Genomic DNA, 19,127 nt, shown 5'->3' on the forward strand with positions numbered 1-19,127 from the left:
AAAAAAAGCCACCGATAGGCAGCTTTTTATATCTTTTATCAAGATTTAATCAGGGTCATATAATCCCAGGTCGACCAGATGTAATCTGAGAAGGCGGCGGAGTTCCAGTACAGCCTCGGGAGTTTCCTGAACGGAATGTCCACCTTTGATAATTTTATTGGAAGCTGCACCTTCGAGATATGCACTCTGATAAGCGACGACATCATCAGTCATGATATTTTCATCATCACTATCTGTATTATTGCCAATAATCGAGTGAAATTTGAAACCCGGTGCAGGATTGATATCTTTGGTCAGTGCTGTGAATTTTGATTTTTTACTAAGGTCACTCGGACCATTCTGAATCAGGTCACGACCAACTTCATGTAGAAAATCACTTAAACCAATTTCACCTTGGACAGTGTCGGCAAATGCACCCAAAAAGGCACTCGGCACACGAATAATTTTACGTGCCAGTTTGGTATGCCAGCGATCTGCATAATCGGTCCCTTTATGCGGTGCTGCCAGGAAAATAGCGCGACTAAAATTCGGAACTGGCTGCATTTTCAAGCGTGCTTTAAAGAGCGGATTGTCCCGGAACTTGGTCAGCTTTGAATTTTTTACAATATTAAAAGCGGGTTCAGTAATATCTGCATCACTCACCAATAGACGGGCAATGACACCGCCCATACTGTGTCCAACCAGTACAGCTTCTTTTTTGGCTGGTGCATTATTACTAATACGCGCGAAACCTTGTTGAAGCAGCGCATTAATCTGGAAACGGCTTTCCAGAATAGGCATGTTGGTTGAGTAGAAGACCTGCCACACCTGGAAATTTTCTCTTAAGACCGGATCACCCATAATATCATTCGTTAAACGAATCCAGGCTTCCGGGCTGCTGGCCAAACCATGAATCAGCACTAAAACCTTTTTATTTGGATTATAAGGTTCCAGCATAAATAGATGCGGCATGACCAGATTATCGTCACGATTGATCAGTGTCAGATAGGCTGCACGTCCCAGGTTATTTTCTGCCAGCCATAAGCCATAAGGCGCTGAAAAGTTTGCCGCTAAAGCATATTCCTTATTGGCAACTTTAATCTTGTCATATTTATACGGGTCATAAAGTTTTAAATAGAAGTTGCTGTTATTCAGGATCTGTTCCACAGAGTTTGCTGATTCTGGAATGGCGGTAATCGTGGTTGCCAGATAACGTGCTGAATGAATAAAAGGATTTACGCCATTTTGATATTGGTGATTTAGGGGATCAACCAGATATTTTTTATCTTTTTTGGATATTTTTTCTTCTGGCAAAACCACCAGAAACTCAGAGCCGAAACCGTCACGACGGGTAATCGAGCGCAGACCAGAGAAGTTCATGTTATAGGTCGACATTAATTGTTCAATCGACTGATTCTTGAGCTGGGGGAAATTGTCCAGATTAATGGTATAGACGCTGTTGCCAACCTGTAGACGTTGTCCGGCTTCTTTGGTTTTATAACGTTCCGCGTAGATCTGGATTAAATGAGCAATCGCCAGGTTATAAAAGTCACGAATCTGAACTTGTCGGTTGTCGAAAATCCGGTCTTGGGGCGCACGTTCAGTCTGGAACAGATAGGCATAACTGTAGCGGATACTTTTATCCAGCATTTGTAACTGCTGTTCCTGACATTTTTGCAGGTTCTGGGTTTGCAGTTGCTGTTTTTCTTCAGATCGGGTTTTAGCTAGAGCACCGGTCTTACATTCAGCCGATTTACCAAGCTGTAGTGATTTAGCTAGATATAATTCACTCGATGTGGAAAGTAATTGCTCATCCAGAATCTGTGGAATTTCTTGTAGCTCTTTCACACATTCTTCTGGATTATTTTCACAGACTTGTGCTTCACGTCCGGTCATGGACAGGACATTCAGACTAGCTTCACTCAACTTATCGCGTGTAAGAATGCTATCGCGTTCATTATTGATGGTGACATTAATAGCCTGCTCTTTAACACTCACCACCTGACAGCCACTCAGTACAGCTGTCATGAGTACAGTGCAAAGTAATGCTATCTTATTTATTTTCTCGTGCATAAAGACTTTGAACACTCATTTAAAATTATAAAGCTTGATAATGCTTTGTATTTTACTAATTTTTTCCCATAAAAATAGACCGCCGGAGCGGTCTATTTGTAATATTATGAATCTGAAATATAGCTTATTGTGCTGGTGTAGGCGCAGGGGTTGTTGGTGCAGGAGCGGCTGTTTGCATGACTTGCCATACGTTCCAGCGACCCTGTTTTTCAATTTCCTGAATCAGACGATCAGCGACTTCAGCTTCTTGCGGATATTTAATTTTGTAATTATTCAGAACCTGAACAGCGTTCTTTTTATTCTCCATGGCAATGTAGTTATTTGCCGCAGATAAATAAGCTTCTTGAACACCCGCCTGCATTGCCTTGTCCAAATACTGAATTGCTTCGCGGTGACCACCACCTTCAGACAGACCAAAACCAAACCAGAAGTTTGCTTCAGCATCATCCTGGTTAATACGAAGAATACGCTGTGCATAGGTCATTGATTTGGTGGTATAGATAGAACCCAAATCAAGATTACGTGCCATCACGCTGGCCTTAAATGCACGCATTAAGACATCAAATGAAGCATTCGGACGTGAAGCCAAGGTATCCAGCTGTTGAGAAACTTCGCGAAGTTTTGCTTCAAAACCACGGCGTTCCTGACGGTCGCTAAAGCGGGGTGGATAATGACGCGCTTTACCTTCTACCATCTGCAAGAAATCATCGATTTCGGTAATGTCGATTTCATTTTCATTGGCAAGTGCTGCATAACGCATACTGCGTGTATTGCTATCCACCATCGGGATAATCAGCTTGTTCACATCTAGGGTTAACTGTTTAGACGGATCTTTAGGATCAGTCACCACCATTTTAGTCACTGGCTGCGCAGCGGCTTTTTGCAAATGAACTTCAAATGGAGGTGGTTCGTTATAGTTAAATGGATTTAAAGCATAAAATGGCGGAGTAATTTCAGGTTCAACAAAAACTACCTGATCAGCTGGTTTCTGTTCTTGTTTGCTTGAGGTCGGTGCCATAGAGCACGCCGTCATGGTAAAAGCTAAGCAAGCAATTGCTAAGGGCTTCAAGGTCATAATATCCGTCCATTCATGTTATTTTTTAAAACATCTATTCAAAAAATGCATGATCGTCAGTCTATGAAAAGTGCTGCGATCATGCAAGCAAATGCGTGTTACAAAAGAATTACGATTTACAGTCAGGCTTTGGACTGACTGGTTTGTGCTTCGCACTCACGGCGCGCATCTTCCAAAATTTTAAGTTCTTCCTTACTGAATGGCTGTTCATTCAACTGGTTTTTCTTGAAAGTCGGGTCAAGCAGAGACAGGCGGTTGCACAGTGTATTCATGCGTTTTTCATTTTGTTGAATACGGTCAAGTAGAACACGCATACCTTCCAGAATCGGGTCTGTCTGATCCTGTGTCGTTGCATAAGGCTGGAAACCAATGCTTTCCGCATAATCACGACGACGTGCTTCAGCATCCTCTTTTGGCTGGTCTTTGGTGATAAAGCGCGCTGGGTTGCCGACCGCTGTGGTATTCGGCGGAACTGCTTTGGTAACCACAGCATTGGAACCAACCTTGGCATTTTTACCTACCGTGAATGGCCCTAGGATTTTGGCACCTGCACCAACAACAACACCATCTTCCAGAGTCGGATGACGTTTGCCTTTATTCCAGGTGGTACCGCCCAAAGTCACACCATGATACAAGGTGACATCATCGCCAATTTCCGCAGTTTCACCAATCACAACGCCCATACCATGATCAATGAAAAAACGTTTACCAATCTTGGCACCCGGATGAATTTCGATACCTGTTGCAAAACGGCTAAAAGAGGACAAAACACGCGCTGTACCTTTACAGTCTTTTTTCCATAGCTCATGTGCCATGCGATGCATAATCAGTGCATGGATGCCAGGGTAGGTGGTTAAGACTTCTAAGGTATTGCGTGCTGCAGGATCGCGCGCAAAGACAGCTTGGATATCTTCTTTGAGCTGTTTTAGCATTAGTTTTGATCCTCATCCTGTTGTGATGTATGGGAAGATTTTTTCCAGGTGCCGTTATTCAGTGCCTGAACACGAGTGAAAATACCACGAAGTAAGTGATATTCCATACGATCTAATTGTATACGTCCGAAAAGGCGACGCAAGCGTAAAGGAAGTAATCGTGGGTTTTTTGGATCCATAAATTCAATTTCTGCCAGCATTTTTTCCAGATGCGGGTAGAACTGTTCCATCTGTTCATGGGTCACCAGTGGTTCATCCCATTCCATTTCAATGCCATCAATGACTTGCATGGTGGCTTTTGGATCACGTGGGTGTTCAACCTGATCCAGTGCTGCCATACGCAGTTCATAGCAGATCACCTGAATGGCTTGAGCAACATTCAAAACACCATAATCCGTATTCACAGGAATGGTTAAGTGATAATTCGCCATTGCCAGTTCTTCATTGGTCAGACCGCGGTCTTCACGGCCAAACAGAATCGCAATTTCCTGTTTTTCTTGCACCACAGCAGAAAGTGCTTTTTCTGCCGCTGGACGGACATCTAGTAAAGGCCATGGAATGGTGCGGCTGCGCGCACTGGTCCCAAAGACGATCTGGCAATCCTTAATGGCTTCTTCTAGCGTTTCTACGATTTCAATCTGCTCGATCAGATCGGTTGCACCTGCAGCAAGTGCATCAATATCCGGATGAGGATAGGTTTTAGGCGCAACCAGAACCAGCTTGCACAGGCCCATGGTTTTCATGGCACGTAAGGCACTACCAATATTGGCAGGCAGGGTGGTATTAACCATGACAATACGCACATGGGAGAGATGTGCTGAAACAGCAGCATTGTCAATTTGACTCATGATGATTCCAGTTTGGATATATTAAAATGGGAGATTTATGAATACTGCGGCTGAGATTCAGCTTCATATTGTGCCAGAGCATCGTCCATACTCATGTCAGCAGGTGGAGGCGGAACCTCGACCGGCTTGGCTTGTTCATAAGATACAGCACGTGCAGCTTTAGACTTCACCTGATACTCGATATAGAGCGCAGTCTTGCCAAAATAATCACGCAGCTTGGCGAGAAGATCATCCAGCGGCGCAACTTTCCAGCTTAAACCCAGATGCAGTTCGGCCGTGGCATAGCCATAATCCAGATATAGAATCACGGGAATATGCGTGCTCATGTCCACATTGGTATATGGCACTAGAATCTGCTGCAAGTCACGGCTGAGGGTTTTGCTGTAATGTTCAGCTTGCAAGGTAATCTTGATGCTGTTAGCACGTTTCTGACGGATTTCATTCAGGCTAAAGGCCTTAGTTAAACGACCGAGTGGACGGTCAAAACCTTCACGTTCGTAGATTTCACCTTCAATCACTACCACTTTATCGACCTGAACGATGTCTTTAAAGCGCTGGAAGCGTTCATGGTTGGTGGAAATTTCGATACGTGCCGTACCATCATCTAATGTCACCATCATCCGGTTCGGGAAGTTAGCGACATCGACTACCAGACCGGCAAACACAGTCGTTACACCACGACGGGTTGGGGTTAATTCATTGATCTGACAAGGTACAAAAGCTTTTAGTTCATTACGATATACATCAATTGGGTGACCAGTCAGGTATAGACCTAAGGTATCTTTTTCACCTTTCAGACGAACTTCATCTGACCAAGGCTTAACTGGTTTGGCAGGTTTACGTTGGACTTCTTCAACTTCCCCGAACAGATCCATGATCCCGGTTTCACGGTTCTGACGCGCCTGATCCGCAGCTTGTACCGCTTCAGGCAATTGTGCCATTAGGTCAGCACGTTCAATGCCTAGACAATCTAGTGCACCCGCACGGATCAAGGCTTCGAGCGTACGTTTGTTGATTTTCTTCAGGTCAATACGGTGACAGAAGTCAAACAGGTCTTTATATGGACCTTCTTTCTGACGTGATTCAATCACGGACTGCATTGCCGCTTCACCGACGCCTTTAATCGCACCCAAACCATAAACAATGGTTTTTGGATCGCTGGCATGGAACTGGTAAATCGACATATTCACCGATGGTGGTAATACTTCCAGTCCGTTATGACGGCAATCATCAATCAGGAACACCACGTTATCAGTGTTCTGCATTTCCGAGGTCATCACCGCTGACATGAATTCAGCAGGATAATGCGCTTTCAACCAAGCTGTTTGATAGGCGACAAGTGCATAGGCTGCAGCATGCGATTTGTTAAAGCCATAGCCTGCGAATTTTTCCATATAGTCGAAGATATGGTTCGCCGTTGCTTCATCGATATCTTTTTTCGCAGCACCTTCAATGAAGATCTTACGCTGCTTGACCATTTCTTCAGGTTTTTTCTTACCCATCGCACGACGAAGTAAGTCCGCACCACCCAAGCTATAGCCGGCACAGAACTGTGCCGACTGCATTACCTGTTCTTGGTATACCATGATCCCGTAAGTCGGCTCTAATACCTTTTCCAGTAATGGATGCAGGTATTCAAACTCGCCACCATGCATACGATGGATAAAGTCAGGAATCAGATCCATTGGACCCGGACGATATAACGATACGAAGGCGATAATTTCTTCGAACTTGCTAGGACGTGCTTCCTTCAACATCTTTTTCATGCCGACGGATTCAAACTGGAATACCGCGGTGGTATTCGCCGTCGCGAAGATGTTATAGGCTGGCTTGTCATCCAGCGGAATATAGGAAATATTCACCGGTTCGGTCACGTCTGGGCGTGCATTGATGTGCTTGATGGCATCTTCAATCACGGTCAGGTTACGTAGACCCAAGAAGTCGAATTTCACTAGACCGGCAGCTTCGACATCATCCTTATCAAATTGAGCAACACGTGCTGTACCATCCGCATCACACATCACGGCTGAATAGTCGGTCAGTTTGGTCGGTGCAATCACTACACCACCGGCATGTTTACCGGTATTACGGGTAATGCCTTCAAGCTTGAGTGCCATTTCCCAGATTTCTGAGGCATCGTCATAATCTGGATTGGATGGATTGGTGACGATATCTTTGAGCTGTGGTTCCGCTTCTAGAGATTCTTCCAAACTTAAACCCAAGGGCTTGGTTGGAATCAGTTTAGAAATACGATCGGCCAGACCATACGATTTACCCAAGACACGGGCTACATCTCGAATCGCACCTTTGGCCGCCATGGTACCGAAAGTCGCAATCTGCGATACCGCATCACGGCCATAAGTCCGTGCCACATAGTCGATCACGCGGTCACGACCAGCGATACAGAAATCGACGTCAAAGTCGGGCATTGACACACGTTCCGGGTTCAAGAAACGTTCGAACAGCAGGTCATAGCGCAGCGGATCAAGGTCGGTAATTTTTAAACTATAGGCTACGAGGGAACCGGCACCTGAACCACGGCCCGGACCTACCGGTACACCATTCCCTTTGGACCATTGAATGAAGTCCATCACGATCAGGAAGTAACCAGGGAAACCCATGTCCAGAATAATTTTGATTTCAAACGCCAGACGTTCATCATAAGGCTGACGGATGATAGGCCAGTCTTCTTCACGTTTTTCTGGTGGATACAGGAAATTCAGGCGTTCTTCTAAACCTTCTTCACATAAATGTGCGAAGTAGGTGTCAATAGTATGGCCTTCAGGAATTGGGTAATCTGGTAAGTCGTTGAAACCTAAACGTAGGGTGACATTACAACGTCTTGCGATATGGAAGGTGTTTTCAATCGCGGTTGGAATATCGCTAAACAGTTTCGCCATTTCTGTTGAGCTTTTAAAATATTGCTCAGGGCTATAGGTTTTAGGACGGCGATTATCACCAAGCACATAACCAGCTGCGATACAGACACGCGCTTCATGTGCTTCAAAGTCTTCGCGTGCAATAAAATGCACATCATTATGTGCAACTACACCAATATTATATTTCTTTGCGAGCTTTACCGCTTCTTCAATGAAAGTATCTTCATTAGCACGGCCAGTGCGGGTGAGGGCGAGATAAACACGATTTCCAAATTTCTCTACCCATTCTTGCAGTAGCGGTTCAGCTTTATCGGGATTTGAAGTAATCAGCATTTTGCCGACATCGGACTGCATACCGAGCAATACGATCATGTCATCGTGCTGATTCAAGATCCAATCTTTTTGTACGCAAGGAATATCCAGTTGCTGGCCGCTGATATAACCTTCAGACACCAGTTCGGTCAGGTTGCGCCAGCCTTTGTTGGTCATGGAAAGCAGGGTAACCCGATGCTCAGCATCATTCAGACGAATTTCAGAGCCAAGAATCGGTTTGATGCCTTTATCCAAACATTTTTTATAGAATTTAACAGCAGCATGTAGATTGGATAAGTCAGTCAGCGCGAGTGCTGGCATCTCGTCATTCGCAGCAGCTTTGACCAAGTCAGGTATACGTACGATGGATTCAGTAATCGAAAATTCTGTATGAATACCAAGATGAACAAAGTGCATAAATGAGTCCCTGCAAAAACCACTCGATAGTTTAGCACGGGATTTATTGTTTCAGTTTGAAATTGAGGGGAAATGCTGAACTTTTAGATTGTGAATTAGAATTGACTTAAAGTCATGTTTATCATTTTATCGGAATAGAACTACGTATCCAAATTGAATTTGTATTAGGCGACATGGATGTCGCCGTTGGCTTGTGATACAGGGACGTATCATCAAGCGAACAGAAGATTTTTGTTACCTTGCATAGCAGTGCTATTCATCTTTCAAAAGTAAAAGAAGAATTTCAAGTGTCAGTAAGTTTATTCATAAAGTTATTTGAAAATTAGAATTTCATTATTTTTACTTTAATTTAAATTTTGAGTAGTTATGCCTTACTTTTGACGGGCCAAAAGTAACAAAACCCCTCGTTGATCTGATGGCACTTCCTGAGCAAGCTTTAAGCATTGCTTTAAAGCTTGTGTAAGACAGATCAACGGCAGCATCCATGCTGCTAAGCCATGTATCAAATGTTCGCTTCGATGTTTAAGATGCAGATATTTTTATGGGTAGAAAATAAAACCCTCAAAAAGAGGGCTTTATTTACTTAGGAATTTAGCTTAACGAAGTCGCGATAACCAGTCGCCAACACTTTGTACAATCTGCACCAGAATCAATAAGACAATCACGGTCATGATCACCACAGATGTATCAAAACGCTGATAACCATAAGAGATCGCTAAGTCACCAATACCACCAGCACCAACGGCACCCGCCATTGCGGTTGCACCAATCAGACTGATGGTTGCAGTAGTCAGGTTCAGAATCAGTGAGCTACGTGCTTCTGGCAGAATAAACTTAAAGATAATCTGCATTGGCGTTGCTCCCATCGCTTGTGCAGATTCGATAATGCCTTCATTCACTTCCAGTAGAGAAGTTTCTACCAGACGGCCGATATAAGGACCGACATAAATAGTTAGAGGTACAATCGCTGCCCAAGTACCGATAGAAGTACCGACCAAGAATTTTGTTAAGGGAATAACTGCAATCAGCAGAATAATAAAGGGTAGGGAACGCAGTGCATTCACAATCGGGTTTAGAGCATGATAAATCACACGGTTTGGCAGAATCCCGTTTGGACGAGTGACGAGTAAAATGATCGCCTGAATGAAGCCCCAGATACAGCCAAACAACATCGCAAAGAACACCATATGGAAGGTTTCTTGCAGTGCGGTGACAAACTGATCCATCGACAGCGAGCTTTTCCAGAATGGCGCAGTAATAGTGGTCAACCATTGTACAATTAAGTCTCTCATTCTTGTACTCCTGCTTGATCTACTTGTACGCCGTTATCTCTCAGATATTGCATCGCTGCTGTGATTTGCGCTGGATCGCCTAAGAGCTGAATAAACATCTGGCCAATCACCGACCCATTAATTTCTGTCATATTGGCAAACAGGATATTCAAGCTGATATCAAACTGTTTGATCACACCCTGAATCACGGTTTCCTGCGCTGAGCTGCCCAGGAATTTTAAACAATAAATACTGTGATGATTTTGGTTTTCCAGATTCGCTAGAATATTCACTGGCAAATTCTGCTGTAATACAGTCTGGATGAAATTCTTGGTGGTTGGATGTTGCGGTTGACTAAAGATCTGTAAGGTAGAACCCGTCTCAATCACATCACCTTTTTCCATGACTGCAACATAATCACACACAGTTTCGATCACATCCATTTCATGGGTGACCATAACAATGGTAATGCCTTGTTCCTGATTAATCCGTTTGAGTAGTTGCAGTACAGATTTAGTCGTTTGCGGATCGAGAGCAGAAGTTGCTTCATCACACAGCAAAATTTTTGGATGATTCGCTAGGGCACGCGCAATACCGACACGCTGCTTCTGACCACCTGACAATTCATCCGGGAACGCATGACGCTTATGTTTCAGATCAATAAAATCCAGCAGTTCTTCGAGACGTTTTTCCCGTTCAGCTTTACTCCAGCCAAGCAATTTCATTGGCATTTCAATATTGGCAGCCACTGTTTTAGTCTGCATCAAGTTAAAATGCTGGAAAATCATGCCGATCTGGGTACGTTCCTGACGCAATGATTTGGCATCCAAAGCAGTAAAGTTCGTGCCATTGATAATCACTTGGCCAGATGTTGGGCGTTCAAGCAGATTAATTAGGCGGATCAGGGTACTTTTACCGGCACCACTATAGCCAATAATGCCAAAGATACTGCCGGTCGGAATCTGTAAGTTGATCCGATTCAAAGCACGTAAGGTTTGACCCTTGAGCTCATACTGTTTGGAGATGTCTTTAAATTCAATCATAGTGTCAAATACTGCATCACGAATAAAAAAACAGGCAAGAAATCTTGCCTGTTCTGAATATTGATTATTGTATTACTTTTCTTCAGTTAAATAAGTCACTGGTTTATTTACAGCAACTTTAGTACCACCGAAGTGTTCATCAACATAGGCTTTCACAGCAGGAGTATGATACAACTGGCCAACTTTTTGAAGTACAGGATCATTTTGACGGTCAGCAGCCACGGCTAAAACGTTAACATTCATTTTAGTGCTTTGATCAATCGCTTCGTAGTAGATCGCATCTTTCAATACGTTCAGACCACCTTCCATTGCCAAAGTATTACCTAGAACAATCGCATCAACTTCATCTTTCACACGAACTGCAGTCGCCATTTGAATTGGCTTGATAACAATCTGTTTCGCATTTTCAGTAATGTCAGCAGGCGTGCCTTTTACCAGGTCAAAGTTTGGTTTAAGTTTTACCAGACCAGCAGATTGTAATAATAACAATGCGCGTGATTCATTCGCGCCGTCGTTTGGAATTGCAATCGTCGCACCTGTTTTAAATTCTTCTACTTTTTTTACTTTGCTTGAGTAGATCCCCATTGGCTCAAGATAAGTCGTAGAAAGCGGAGCGATCTTTTGAGTATTGGCGTCGTTATAAGCAACCATATAGGCATAAGACTGGAATGCGTTGACATCAATTTCTTTGTTGGCAACAGCAGTATTCATCGCCACATAGTCAGTGAAGTTTTTCACATCAAGTTTGATGCCGGCTTGTTTAGTTTCAGGCAAAGTTGAAATGTAGCGCCATACGTCAGCATCTGAACCAGTAGATGCCATAGTAACAGTTTGCAGTTCACCTGAGTCTTTGTTTTGTGCTGCATCCGTTGCAGGCGCTTCTTGTTTTCCGCATGCAGTTAAAGTCAGTACAGATGCACTGAGTAAAACGCCAAGTAGCTTTTTCATAAAGATGTCCTAATTTTCGTGTTGCCTAAAGTATATGCATTTTAAGGTCATGTTAAAGTGGAGTTTTATTACACTTTCAGCTGACCTTAGATCGAGTCGCATGTGGCTCCGGCAGGGAAAATGCAAATGTACTGCAACAGTTCACGTTAATTCGATCGGGTCAGAGTTCACCTAACCACTATAGAGATTCCCTATTTGGAGAGAGTAAATAGAGGTTTTATAAAAGATATAGTCAAATTTGGTGCTCTGAATGGGCGCAATCATAGCAATTATTATTTATTCAATATAGTGGATAAAAACTATTTACTTATTTTTTAATAGAATATAAATTGAATGAAAATGATCAAAATATCAATGAATACAATATATTATTTTTATTGAAGATAAGGCGGAATTTCATATCGTTTAAAGATTGATCTTTATAAGATTTTATCCAATAGAAATCATAAAAATGAATAAACATGATAAATACATCAGCTCATTAAGCTACTGAAAGATCTTTTTTAATAAATGTTTAGGGAGGATTTGAGCCGTGTCTTATTTACCTGAGTAATTACTTTGATTGATTTCATACAATACATGCCAACATAAAGGGTGATCTTCCGGCAGCTTTGGATGCTGAAATTCTTGAGTCTTTACCATACCTATCTTTTTCATCACAGCCTCAGATGGGGTATTTGATTTGGCAGTAAACGACACAACTTTATCTAGGTTTAAAGTATTAAAGGCATAATCTAGGACTGCACGTGCACCTTCAGTAGCATAACCTCGATGCCAATACTTTTTCGCCAGACGCCAGCCAATTTCAACACAGGGCGAAAACTCAAACAGATCAGGTTGTGGTTGCAGACCAATGAAGCCAATAAATTCTTTAGTCTCTTTTAGCTCAACTGCCCATAAACCCCAACCATGCTGATCAATCTGTCGAGTCACTTTTTCAATAAACTGTAGGCTTTGTTTAGATGTCAGTGGAGCGGGAAAATAACGCATGACCTCATTATCTGCACACATTTGGATAAATGGGGCAGTGTCAGCGTCTTGCCATTGGCGGAGGATGAGGCGAGGGGTTTTTATAATTGCAATCATGTTTATCTTGAAATTTGTAAATTTGAAGTAATAATTGTATGAGATCAAATTAAGAGTAGAAAAATGGATCTATTAGAAAAAACATTAGAAAATATAAAGGATTTAGCACAAGAAAAAAATTTATATGCTTATATTTTTGGCAAGAAAAGTAAAATATTTTTAGAAAATTCTAGTCATCGTTATTGTATCGATGATGGAAGACTTCTGAAATTATCACGTATGAATGATAAAAAGTGTGTGCTGTTGGAGATTGAATTAAATAATGGCTTAAAATTATATAAGCATAGAACTGAAGTTTTAACTAGAAAATATAAAGGACGTTCTGTTAGTCTGGAATAGATTAAGGGATTTATAAATGCAAACAAAGATACATCAATTTTATTAGATACAAAAAATCCTAACCAATTAGAAGAAAAAGATTTAAGAGATATTTACAAACAAACATTTAATACTGTAGATACAATTTTTTGTAAACAATGTGGTGGTGATGGGGCTGAATGGTAGATGTCCAAGATGCTCTGGCAATGGATTAGAGCCTATTGTTTAAAATGAGAGCATTTAAAAACCCCGCACTCAGCGGGGTTTTTACTTAATTTTTTACGAGAAAGAATTAAGCATTTTCACGAGCAATTGCACGGTAACCAATATCCTTACGATATTGAACGCCGTCGAACGTTACTTTTTCACAAAGTTCTAGAGCTTTGGCTTGCGCTTCACCAATGGTATTACCCAAAGCAGTGACACAAAGAACACGACCACCCGCAGTGACAATTTCACCTTTTTCATTGGCTTTTGTACCTGCATGGAAGACTTTCGCATCAGTCATTTCAGTATCTAAACCTGAAATCACATCGCCATTACTAGAAGTTTCAGGATAGCCTTTAGATGCCAGTACGATACCAACAGTTTTACGTTCATCCCATTCAGCTTCTGCAGGTAAATTACCTTCAAGACCTGCTTGGACTAAATCAACCAAAGATGATTTTAAACGCATCATGATTGGTTGAGTTTCTGGATCGCCAAAACGACAGTTGAACTCAATCACTTTTGGTTGGCCTTTGTCGTCAATCATCAAGCCTGCGTATAAGAAACCTGTATATACGTGACCATCTTTTTTCATGCCTTCAACAGTCGGACGCATCACTTCATTCATGGCTTTTTCGAATACGTCAGCAGTCACAACAGGAGCAGGAGAGTATGCTCCCATACCGCCAGTGTTCGGACCTTGGTCGCCTTCAAAAATACGTTTATGATCTTGAGAAGTCGCCATTGGCAGGATGTTGTCACCATCGATCATGCAAATGAAAGAGGCTTCTTCACCAGCAAGGAATTCTTCAATCACTACACGAGAACCCGCATCACCAAATTTGTTGCCTGCCAGCATGTCATCAATCGCATCAAATGCTTCCTGATTAGTCATGGCAACAATTACGCCTTTACCGGCAGCAAGACCGTCAGCCTTGATCACGATTGGCGCGCCATTTTTCTCAACAAAAGCTTTGGCAGCATCGACTTCAGTAAATACATCGTAGAACGCTGTTGGAATATTATGGCGTTTTAAGAAATGTTTAGCGAAAGCTTTCGAGCCTTCAAGCTGTGCAGCAAATTGAGTTGGACCCCAAACTTTCACACCAGCTTCGCGGCAAGCATCAACCACACCATTTACTAATGGTGCTTCAGGGCCGACGATAATCATTTCAACTGCATTATTTTTTGCAAAATTAATGATGGCAGGATTGTCGAGAATGTCCAAAGCGACATTTTCACATTTATTTTCAGTTGCGGTGCCTGCATTGCCCGGTGCAACAAATACTTTTGCTACTTGATCGTCTTGTGCGATTTTCCATGCAAGTGCATGTTCACGGCCGCCACCACCTAAAACTAAAATGTTCATCTTTAGAAAATTCCCTCGAAAATGAAATTCCACAAACCCAATGAGGTTTAAAAATCTTTTAACATCTTATAGCAAGATATTAAACAATCTACTGATGTAGCAAACCCTCCTTATGAAAAGGAGGGTTTGAAATTTAATACTTAAAAATTAGTGGCGGAAATGACGCATGCCAGTGAATACCATTGCAATACCAGCTTCGTCAGCTGCTGCAATTGTTTCTTCATCACGCATAGAACCACCCGGTTGGATAATGCATTTGATACCAGCTTTGGCAGCGTTATCAATACCATCACGGAATGGGAAGAATGCGTCAGACGCCATGACTGCACCTTCAACCACAAGACCTGCATGTTCAGCTTTGATTGCAGCAATACGAGCAGAGTTGACACGGCTCATTTGACCTGCGCCCACACCAATGGTTTGACGATTTTTCGCATAAACAATCGCGTTAGATTTCACGTATTTAGCAACTTTCCAAGCGAAGATCATGTCATCGATTTCTTGTTCAGTTGGAGCGCGTTTAGTCACAACTTTCAGGTCATCTTTAGTGATCATGCCCAAGTCTTGATCTTGAACCAATAAACCACCGTTTACGCGTTTGTAGTCAAGCTGTGGAGCACGTTCGTTAATTGCTGGAAGTTCACCACATACGAGTACACGTACGTTTTTCTTCGCGCCAGTCACTTCAAGTACGCCGTCAGCGATGCTTGGTGCAATGATCACTTCAACGAATTGACGATCCACAATTGCTTGTGCAGTTGCAACGTCTAATTCACGGTTGAATGCAATGATGCCACCGAATGCAGATTCAGGGTCAGTTGCATAAGCAAGATCATAAGCAGCTTTGATGCCGTCTAGAGAAACTGCAACACCACATGGGTTCGCATGTTTTACGATCACACAAGCAGGTTTCGCAAATGATTTCACACATTCAAGTGCAGCATCAGTATCCGCGATGTTGTTATAAGAAAGTTCTTTACCTTGTAGCTGCTTAGCAGTCGCAACAGAAGCTTCTTTCGCAGCAGGATCTACATAGAAAGCAGCAGACTGATGCGGGTTTTCACCGTAACGTAAGTCTTGAGCTTTGTTTAATTGAGTATTGAAAGTACGCGCAAATTTATCTGCTTGACCTTCTTCTTTACCTACGCGAGCGCCTAGGTAAGATGCGATCATACCATCGTATTGTGCAGTATGTTCGAATGCTTTAACCGCAAGGTCAAAACGGGTTGCATAAGATAAAGCACCATCAGCTTTAAGCTCAGCAATCACAGTTGAATAGTCAGCAGCATTTACTACGATACCAACAGACGCGTGGTTTTTCGCAGCAGCACGAACCATTGTTGGACCACCGATGTCGATGTTTTCAATTGCATCAGCTAGTGAACAGTTTGGTTTTGCTACAGTCGCAGCAAATGGATATAGGTTAACAACAACAAGATCGATCGCATCGATGTTGTGTTCAGCCATCACAGCTTCGTCTAGACCACGACGGGCCAGAATGCCGCCATGAATTTTCGGATGTAGTGTTTTAACACGGCCGTCCATCATCTCTGGGAAACCAGTGTGCTCTGAAACTTCAACTACAGCGACATTATTGTCTTTCAACAATTTATATGTACCGCCAGTAGATAAAATTTCTACCCCTAGAGCAGCAAGGTTTTGTGCAAACTCGACAATACCGGTTTTGTCGGAAACAGAGATTAAAGCGCGTTTAATAGTCATGATCTTCGTCACAGTTACCAAGGAACAGATTAAATCTAAATAGCTAATTTACAGTCAAAAAAAATGCCTGCGATTAACGCAAGCATTTTATCATTTATTCACTCATTAAACCGTGTGCTTTTAACTTTTTACGTAAAGTACCGCGGTTTAAGCCGAGAATTTCAGCAGCGCGGGTCTGGTTACCACGCGTATATTCTAGAACTACAGATAGAAGAGGCTTCTCCATTTCTGCCAGCACCATGTCATACACCTGAGAAGGTTGCTCGCCTTGCAGTTGTGCAAAATAGTGGCGAACTGCGCGATCTACGTGAATACGAAGAGCGACATCAGATTGTGCAGTAAAAATAGGAGATTTGCTATTCATGCGAATTAATCCGAAAAATCAAATATCACTTGGGTAAAGCGATATATAAAAGTGGTCTAGAAATTGAAATGAACTCCATTTTAGATCCTAAAACTGGAGTTCTAAAACTTGGTCATTACATTGAGCTTGTAGCTTGCCACATCTCGACGATTTGGTCGAAAAATAAGCGTAACAATAGTTAAAGTTTTGTTACTGACCAAAATCAAAACAAAAAAATCTGCTCGATACGCAATAAGTTTTATAGCGCATTAGGCAAGACTGTATTTGTTGTGAAAAAGTAGCGAGGAGTTTGCAGCACATAGCTTTCGTGGCGCGTATAATACCATTGTCTCGGGAAAAGTGAGCAAGAAAACTGCATTTTTTTTAACTTTTTTTTCGTTTTTTAATAGTTTTTATCAATATTAAGGTCGAATTATTTCCAAACTGTAATTATCGAAGTCTTTACGGTCGACAGGAAGCACAAATTCAAATTTAAATGGGCTGTTTTGGGGAATACGTTGAATCTTAACCAGGCTTTCGATCAGGTATTCCTGAGGTTTTAAATTATAAGTCGCCAAGACTACACCCTGATCTTTAAGGTGAACTCTTAAGTTTGGCATTTCCAGACTGCGCTTGTGGAAATTGATTAGCTCACCACTAAACTGGGTTTTATCTGTGGCAATCGCTTTGGCTTTGACCTTATTGGTATTGATCAGATTGTAATGTTCTTCCAGATTGGAACAGTTGAACACTTCACAGATATTGTTAAAAGCCACACTCATCACATGACTATTCTTAATATAGTGTGGATTGAACCAGAAGAATTGAAATAAAAGTAAGCCAAATAAGAACAGGTTTAGGCTGGTCCAGCCTAAATAATAAAGCGGGCCTTTATTGTGCTGTTTATCAGCCTGATCATCCCAGTTCATGCTAGGCAGTACTGCAATCGGTTCAGTACTGAAATAATTCAGGTTGTTCAGATAGGTCTTCAGATCAATATTTGAGTTTTCAACTTTTTCATCAAAGATGTTCAGTAAATAGTGCTGATCTGAAGAATTAGCTGAAGAAGTAGATTCGGTGAGGTTTCTATTAATATAAGAAACATGACTTGGCGTATGGGTAAGGGCGACCGAATTCTGTGCTTCGGTCACCAGATGCGATAAAGCATTAAAGGTCGTACTACATTTTGGGCAGCAAACCATGCCTTGGGCAATGGTTAATTGCGCAACCGTAACTTTATAGGTTGTAGAGCAGGTCGGGCAGTGGGTTCGCTTGTCACTCATAAATGTTTATAGACTCTTTAATTCTTATGGCGTTTCCCCGAGATACGGCACCAGTGTTCATCGCGTTTTTCTACTTCTAATATATCAAAATGTTTTGAGTAAATGCTAGTAACATCAGCAACTTGCTCTTCGATAACACCTGCGAGTGCGAACTCTGCCTCAGGTTTGACCAATTCTGCGAACTCAGGCTCAAGCATCATGAGTGGGCCAGCCAGAATATTGGCAACAAACACATCTGCTTTCTGCTCGCCAAGCTCTGTGTTGAACTCTTCCGGTAAACCAACATAAAGTCGATCCAATACGCCATTCAGTTCAGCATTCTGTTTGGTGGCTAAAACAGCTTGTGGGTCAATATCAGTTGCATAGGCATATTTGGCACCGAGTAACAGGGCCGCGACAGCCAGAATACCTGAACCACAGCCATAATCGATCACGATCTTGTCTTTTACATCGGTTTTGCCTAGCCATTGCAGGCAAAGGAAAGTAGATGCATGGTTACCTGTACCAAAAGCCAAACCTGGATCAAGCTTGATATTCACTGCATCTGCTTCAGGTGCTTCCATCCATTCTGGAACAATCCAGAATTTTTCAGAAATCTGGATTGGCTCGTAGGCATCCATCCAGGTGCGTTCCCAAGCTTGATCTTCCAGGAATTCATGGCGGATCGGTGCTTCAGGTAATTGTGCGCGAATAAAGGTTTCCAATGCAGCTACATCGATTTCTTCTTCGTCATCTTCCTGAGCATAGATACCAGTCACGATCACTTTATTCCAGAGCGGTGTTTCTCCTGGAAGTGGTTCCAGTAAATCCTGGTTTTCAGCATCATCCAGAGTGACGCTTACGGCGCCCAGTGAGCTAAGTAATGTTTCAGTAAAATCTACCTGAGCTTGATCAACTGTAATATGAATTTGTAACCACTTCACAGAAATAACCTTTATACATTTTTTCAAAAAACTATTGTAACGGAAGTTCGGCTTGAAGGTGTGATCTTCTTGAGACGGAGTTAAATAAAAAGGATGCTT

At 42.3% G+C, this 19,127-nt stretch carries 15 protein-coding genes; 1 reads left to right on the plus strand and 14 read right to left on the minus strand.

All coding sequences use genetic code 11. The features are described from left to right. Positions 1-45: 45 nt before the first annotated feature. From FTU46_RS02745 to FTU46_RS02785, 9 genes are all read right to left on the minus strand, one after another. On the minus strand, positions 46-2,052 hold the full coding sequence (locus FTU46_RS02745; RefSeq protein WP_180104288.1) for a triacylglycerol lipase: 2,007 nt from the start codon (positions 2,050-2,052) through the stop codon (positions 46-48). 124 nt (positions 2,053-2,176) lie between these two features. Next, positions 2,177-3,127 (minus strand): ABUW_2363 family tetratricopeptide repeat lipoprotein, encoded by a 951-nt coding sequence (locus tag FTU46_RS02750; RefSeq protein WP_180104289.1) that lies wholly within the window; start codon positions 3,125-3,127, stop codon positions 2,177-2,179. A gap of 122 nt (positions 3,128-3,249) precedes the next feature. Beyond that, positions 3,250-4,059 (minus strand): serine O-acetyltransferase, encoded by an 810-nt coding sequence (cysE, locus tag FTU46_RS02755; RefSeq protein ID WP_159122783.1) that lies wholly within the window; start codon positions 4,057-4,059, stop codon positions 3,250-3,252. Next, positions 4,059-4,907 carry an RNA methyltransferase gene (locus FTU46_RS02760; protein ID WP_034703830.1) on the minus strand — a complete coding sequence of 283 codons (849 nt, stop codon included), beginning with the start codon at positions 4,905-4,907 and terminating at the stop codon, positions 4,059-4,061. The genes cysE and FTU46_RS02760 overlap by 1 nt, the downstream gene beginning before the upstream one ends. Positions 4,908-4,942: 35 nt before the next feature. Beyond that, positions 4,943-8,515, minus strand: coding sequence for a DNA polymerase III subunit alpha (gene dnaE, locus FTU46_RS02765; RefSeq protein ID WP_180104290.1), 3,573 nt, complete (start codon positions 8,513-8,515; stop codon positions 4,943-4,945). A 596-nt stretch (positions 8,516-9,111) separates the two neighbouring features. After that, positions 9,112-9,807: a methionine ABC transporter permease gene (locus FTU46_RS02770; RefSeq protein WP_004786199.1), complete on the minus strand. Its 696-nt coding sequence runs from the start codon at positions 9,805-9,807 to the stop codon at positions 9,112-9,114. Then, positions 9,804-10,829: a methionine ABC transporter ATP-binding protein gene (locus FTU46_RS02775; RefSeq protein WP_159122781.1), complete on the minus strand. Its 1,026-nt coding sequence runs from the start codon at positions 10,827-10,829 to the stop codon at positions 9,804-9,806. Before FTU46_RS02775 ends, FTU46_RS02770 begins: the two co-directional genes overlap by 4 nt. Positions 10,830-10,901: 72 nt before the next feature. Further along, positions 10,902-11,777 carry a MetQ/NlpA family ABC transporter substrate-binding protein gene (locus FTU46_RS02780; protein ID WP_004786195.1) on the minus strand — a complete coding sequence of 292 codons (876 nt, stop codon included), beginning with the start codon at positions 11,775-11,777 and terminating at the stop codon, positions 10,902-10,904. 537 nt (positions 11,778-12,314) lie between these two features. Next, positions 12,315-12,854, minus strand: a complete 540-nt coding sequence (locus tag FTU46_RS02785; protein ID WP_180104311.1) for a GNAT family N-acetyltransferase — start codon at positions 12,852-12,854, stop codon at positions 12,315-12,317. Between the two features lie 72 nt (positions 12,855-12,926). Between FTU46_RS02785 and FTU46_RS02790 the strand changes: the two genes are divergently transcribed. Beyond that, positions 12,927-13,202 (plus strand): hypothetical protein, encoded by a 276-nt coding sequence (locus FTU46_RS02790; protein ID WP_159122780.1) that lies wholly within the window; start codon positions 12,927-12,929, stop codon positions 13,200-13,202. 271 nt (positions 13,203-13,473) lie between these two features. Here FTU46_RS02790 and purD read toward each other — a convergent pair whose 3' ends face one another. The 5 genes from purD to prmA all read right to left on the minus strand — a co-directional run bounded on the left by purD (position 13,474) and on the right by prmA (position 19,028). Continuing rightward, positions 13,474-14,757 carry a phosphoribosylamine--glycine ligase gene (purD, locus tag FTU46_RS02795; protein ID WP_180104291.1) on the minus strand — a complete coding sequence of 428 codons (1,284 nt, stop codon included), beginning with the start codon at positions 14,755-14,757 and terminating at the stop codon, positions 13,474-13,476. Positions 14,758-14,904: 147 nt separating this feature from the next. Continuing rightward, a complete protein-coding gene (gene purH / locus FTU46_RS02800; RefSeq protein WP_180104292.1) occupies positions 14,905-16,479 on the minus strand; it encodes a bifunctional phosphoribosylaminoimidazolecarboxamide formyltransferase/IMP cyclohydrolase in 1,575 nt (524 codons plus the stop codon). Positions 16,480-16,573: 94 nt separating this feature from the next. Beyond that, positions 16,574-16,843: a DNA-binding transcriptional regulator Fis gene (gene fis / locus FTU46_RS02805; protein WP_001086304.1), complete on the minus strand. Its 270-nt coding sequence runs from the start codon at positions 16,841-16,843 to the stop codon at positions 16,574-16,576. Positions 16,844-17,244: 401 nt separating this feature from the next. Further along, positions 17,245-18,105 carry a DUF3426 domain-containing protein gene (locus FTU46_RS02810; protein WP_104426212.1) on the minus strand — a complete coding sequence of 287 codons (861 nt, stop codon included), beginning with the start codon at positions 18,103-18,105 and terminating at the stop codon, positions 17,245-17,247. A gap of 17 nt (positions 18,106-18,122) precedes the next feature. Beyond that, on the minus strand, positions 18,123-19,028 hold the full coding sequence (prmA, locus tag FTU46_RS02815; protein WP_166136562.1) for a 50S ribosomal protein L11 methyltransferase: 906 nt from the start codon (positions 19,026-19,028) through the stop codon (positions 18,123-18,125). Positions 19,029-19,127: the final 99 nt, after the last annotated feature.

The organism is Acinetobacter sp. YH12108 (genome assembly GCF_013419055.1).
In the GTDB taxonomy this organism is placed as follows: domain Bacteria; phylum Pseudomonadota; class Gammaproteobacteria; order Pseudomonadales; family Moraxellaceae; genus Acinetobacter.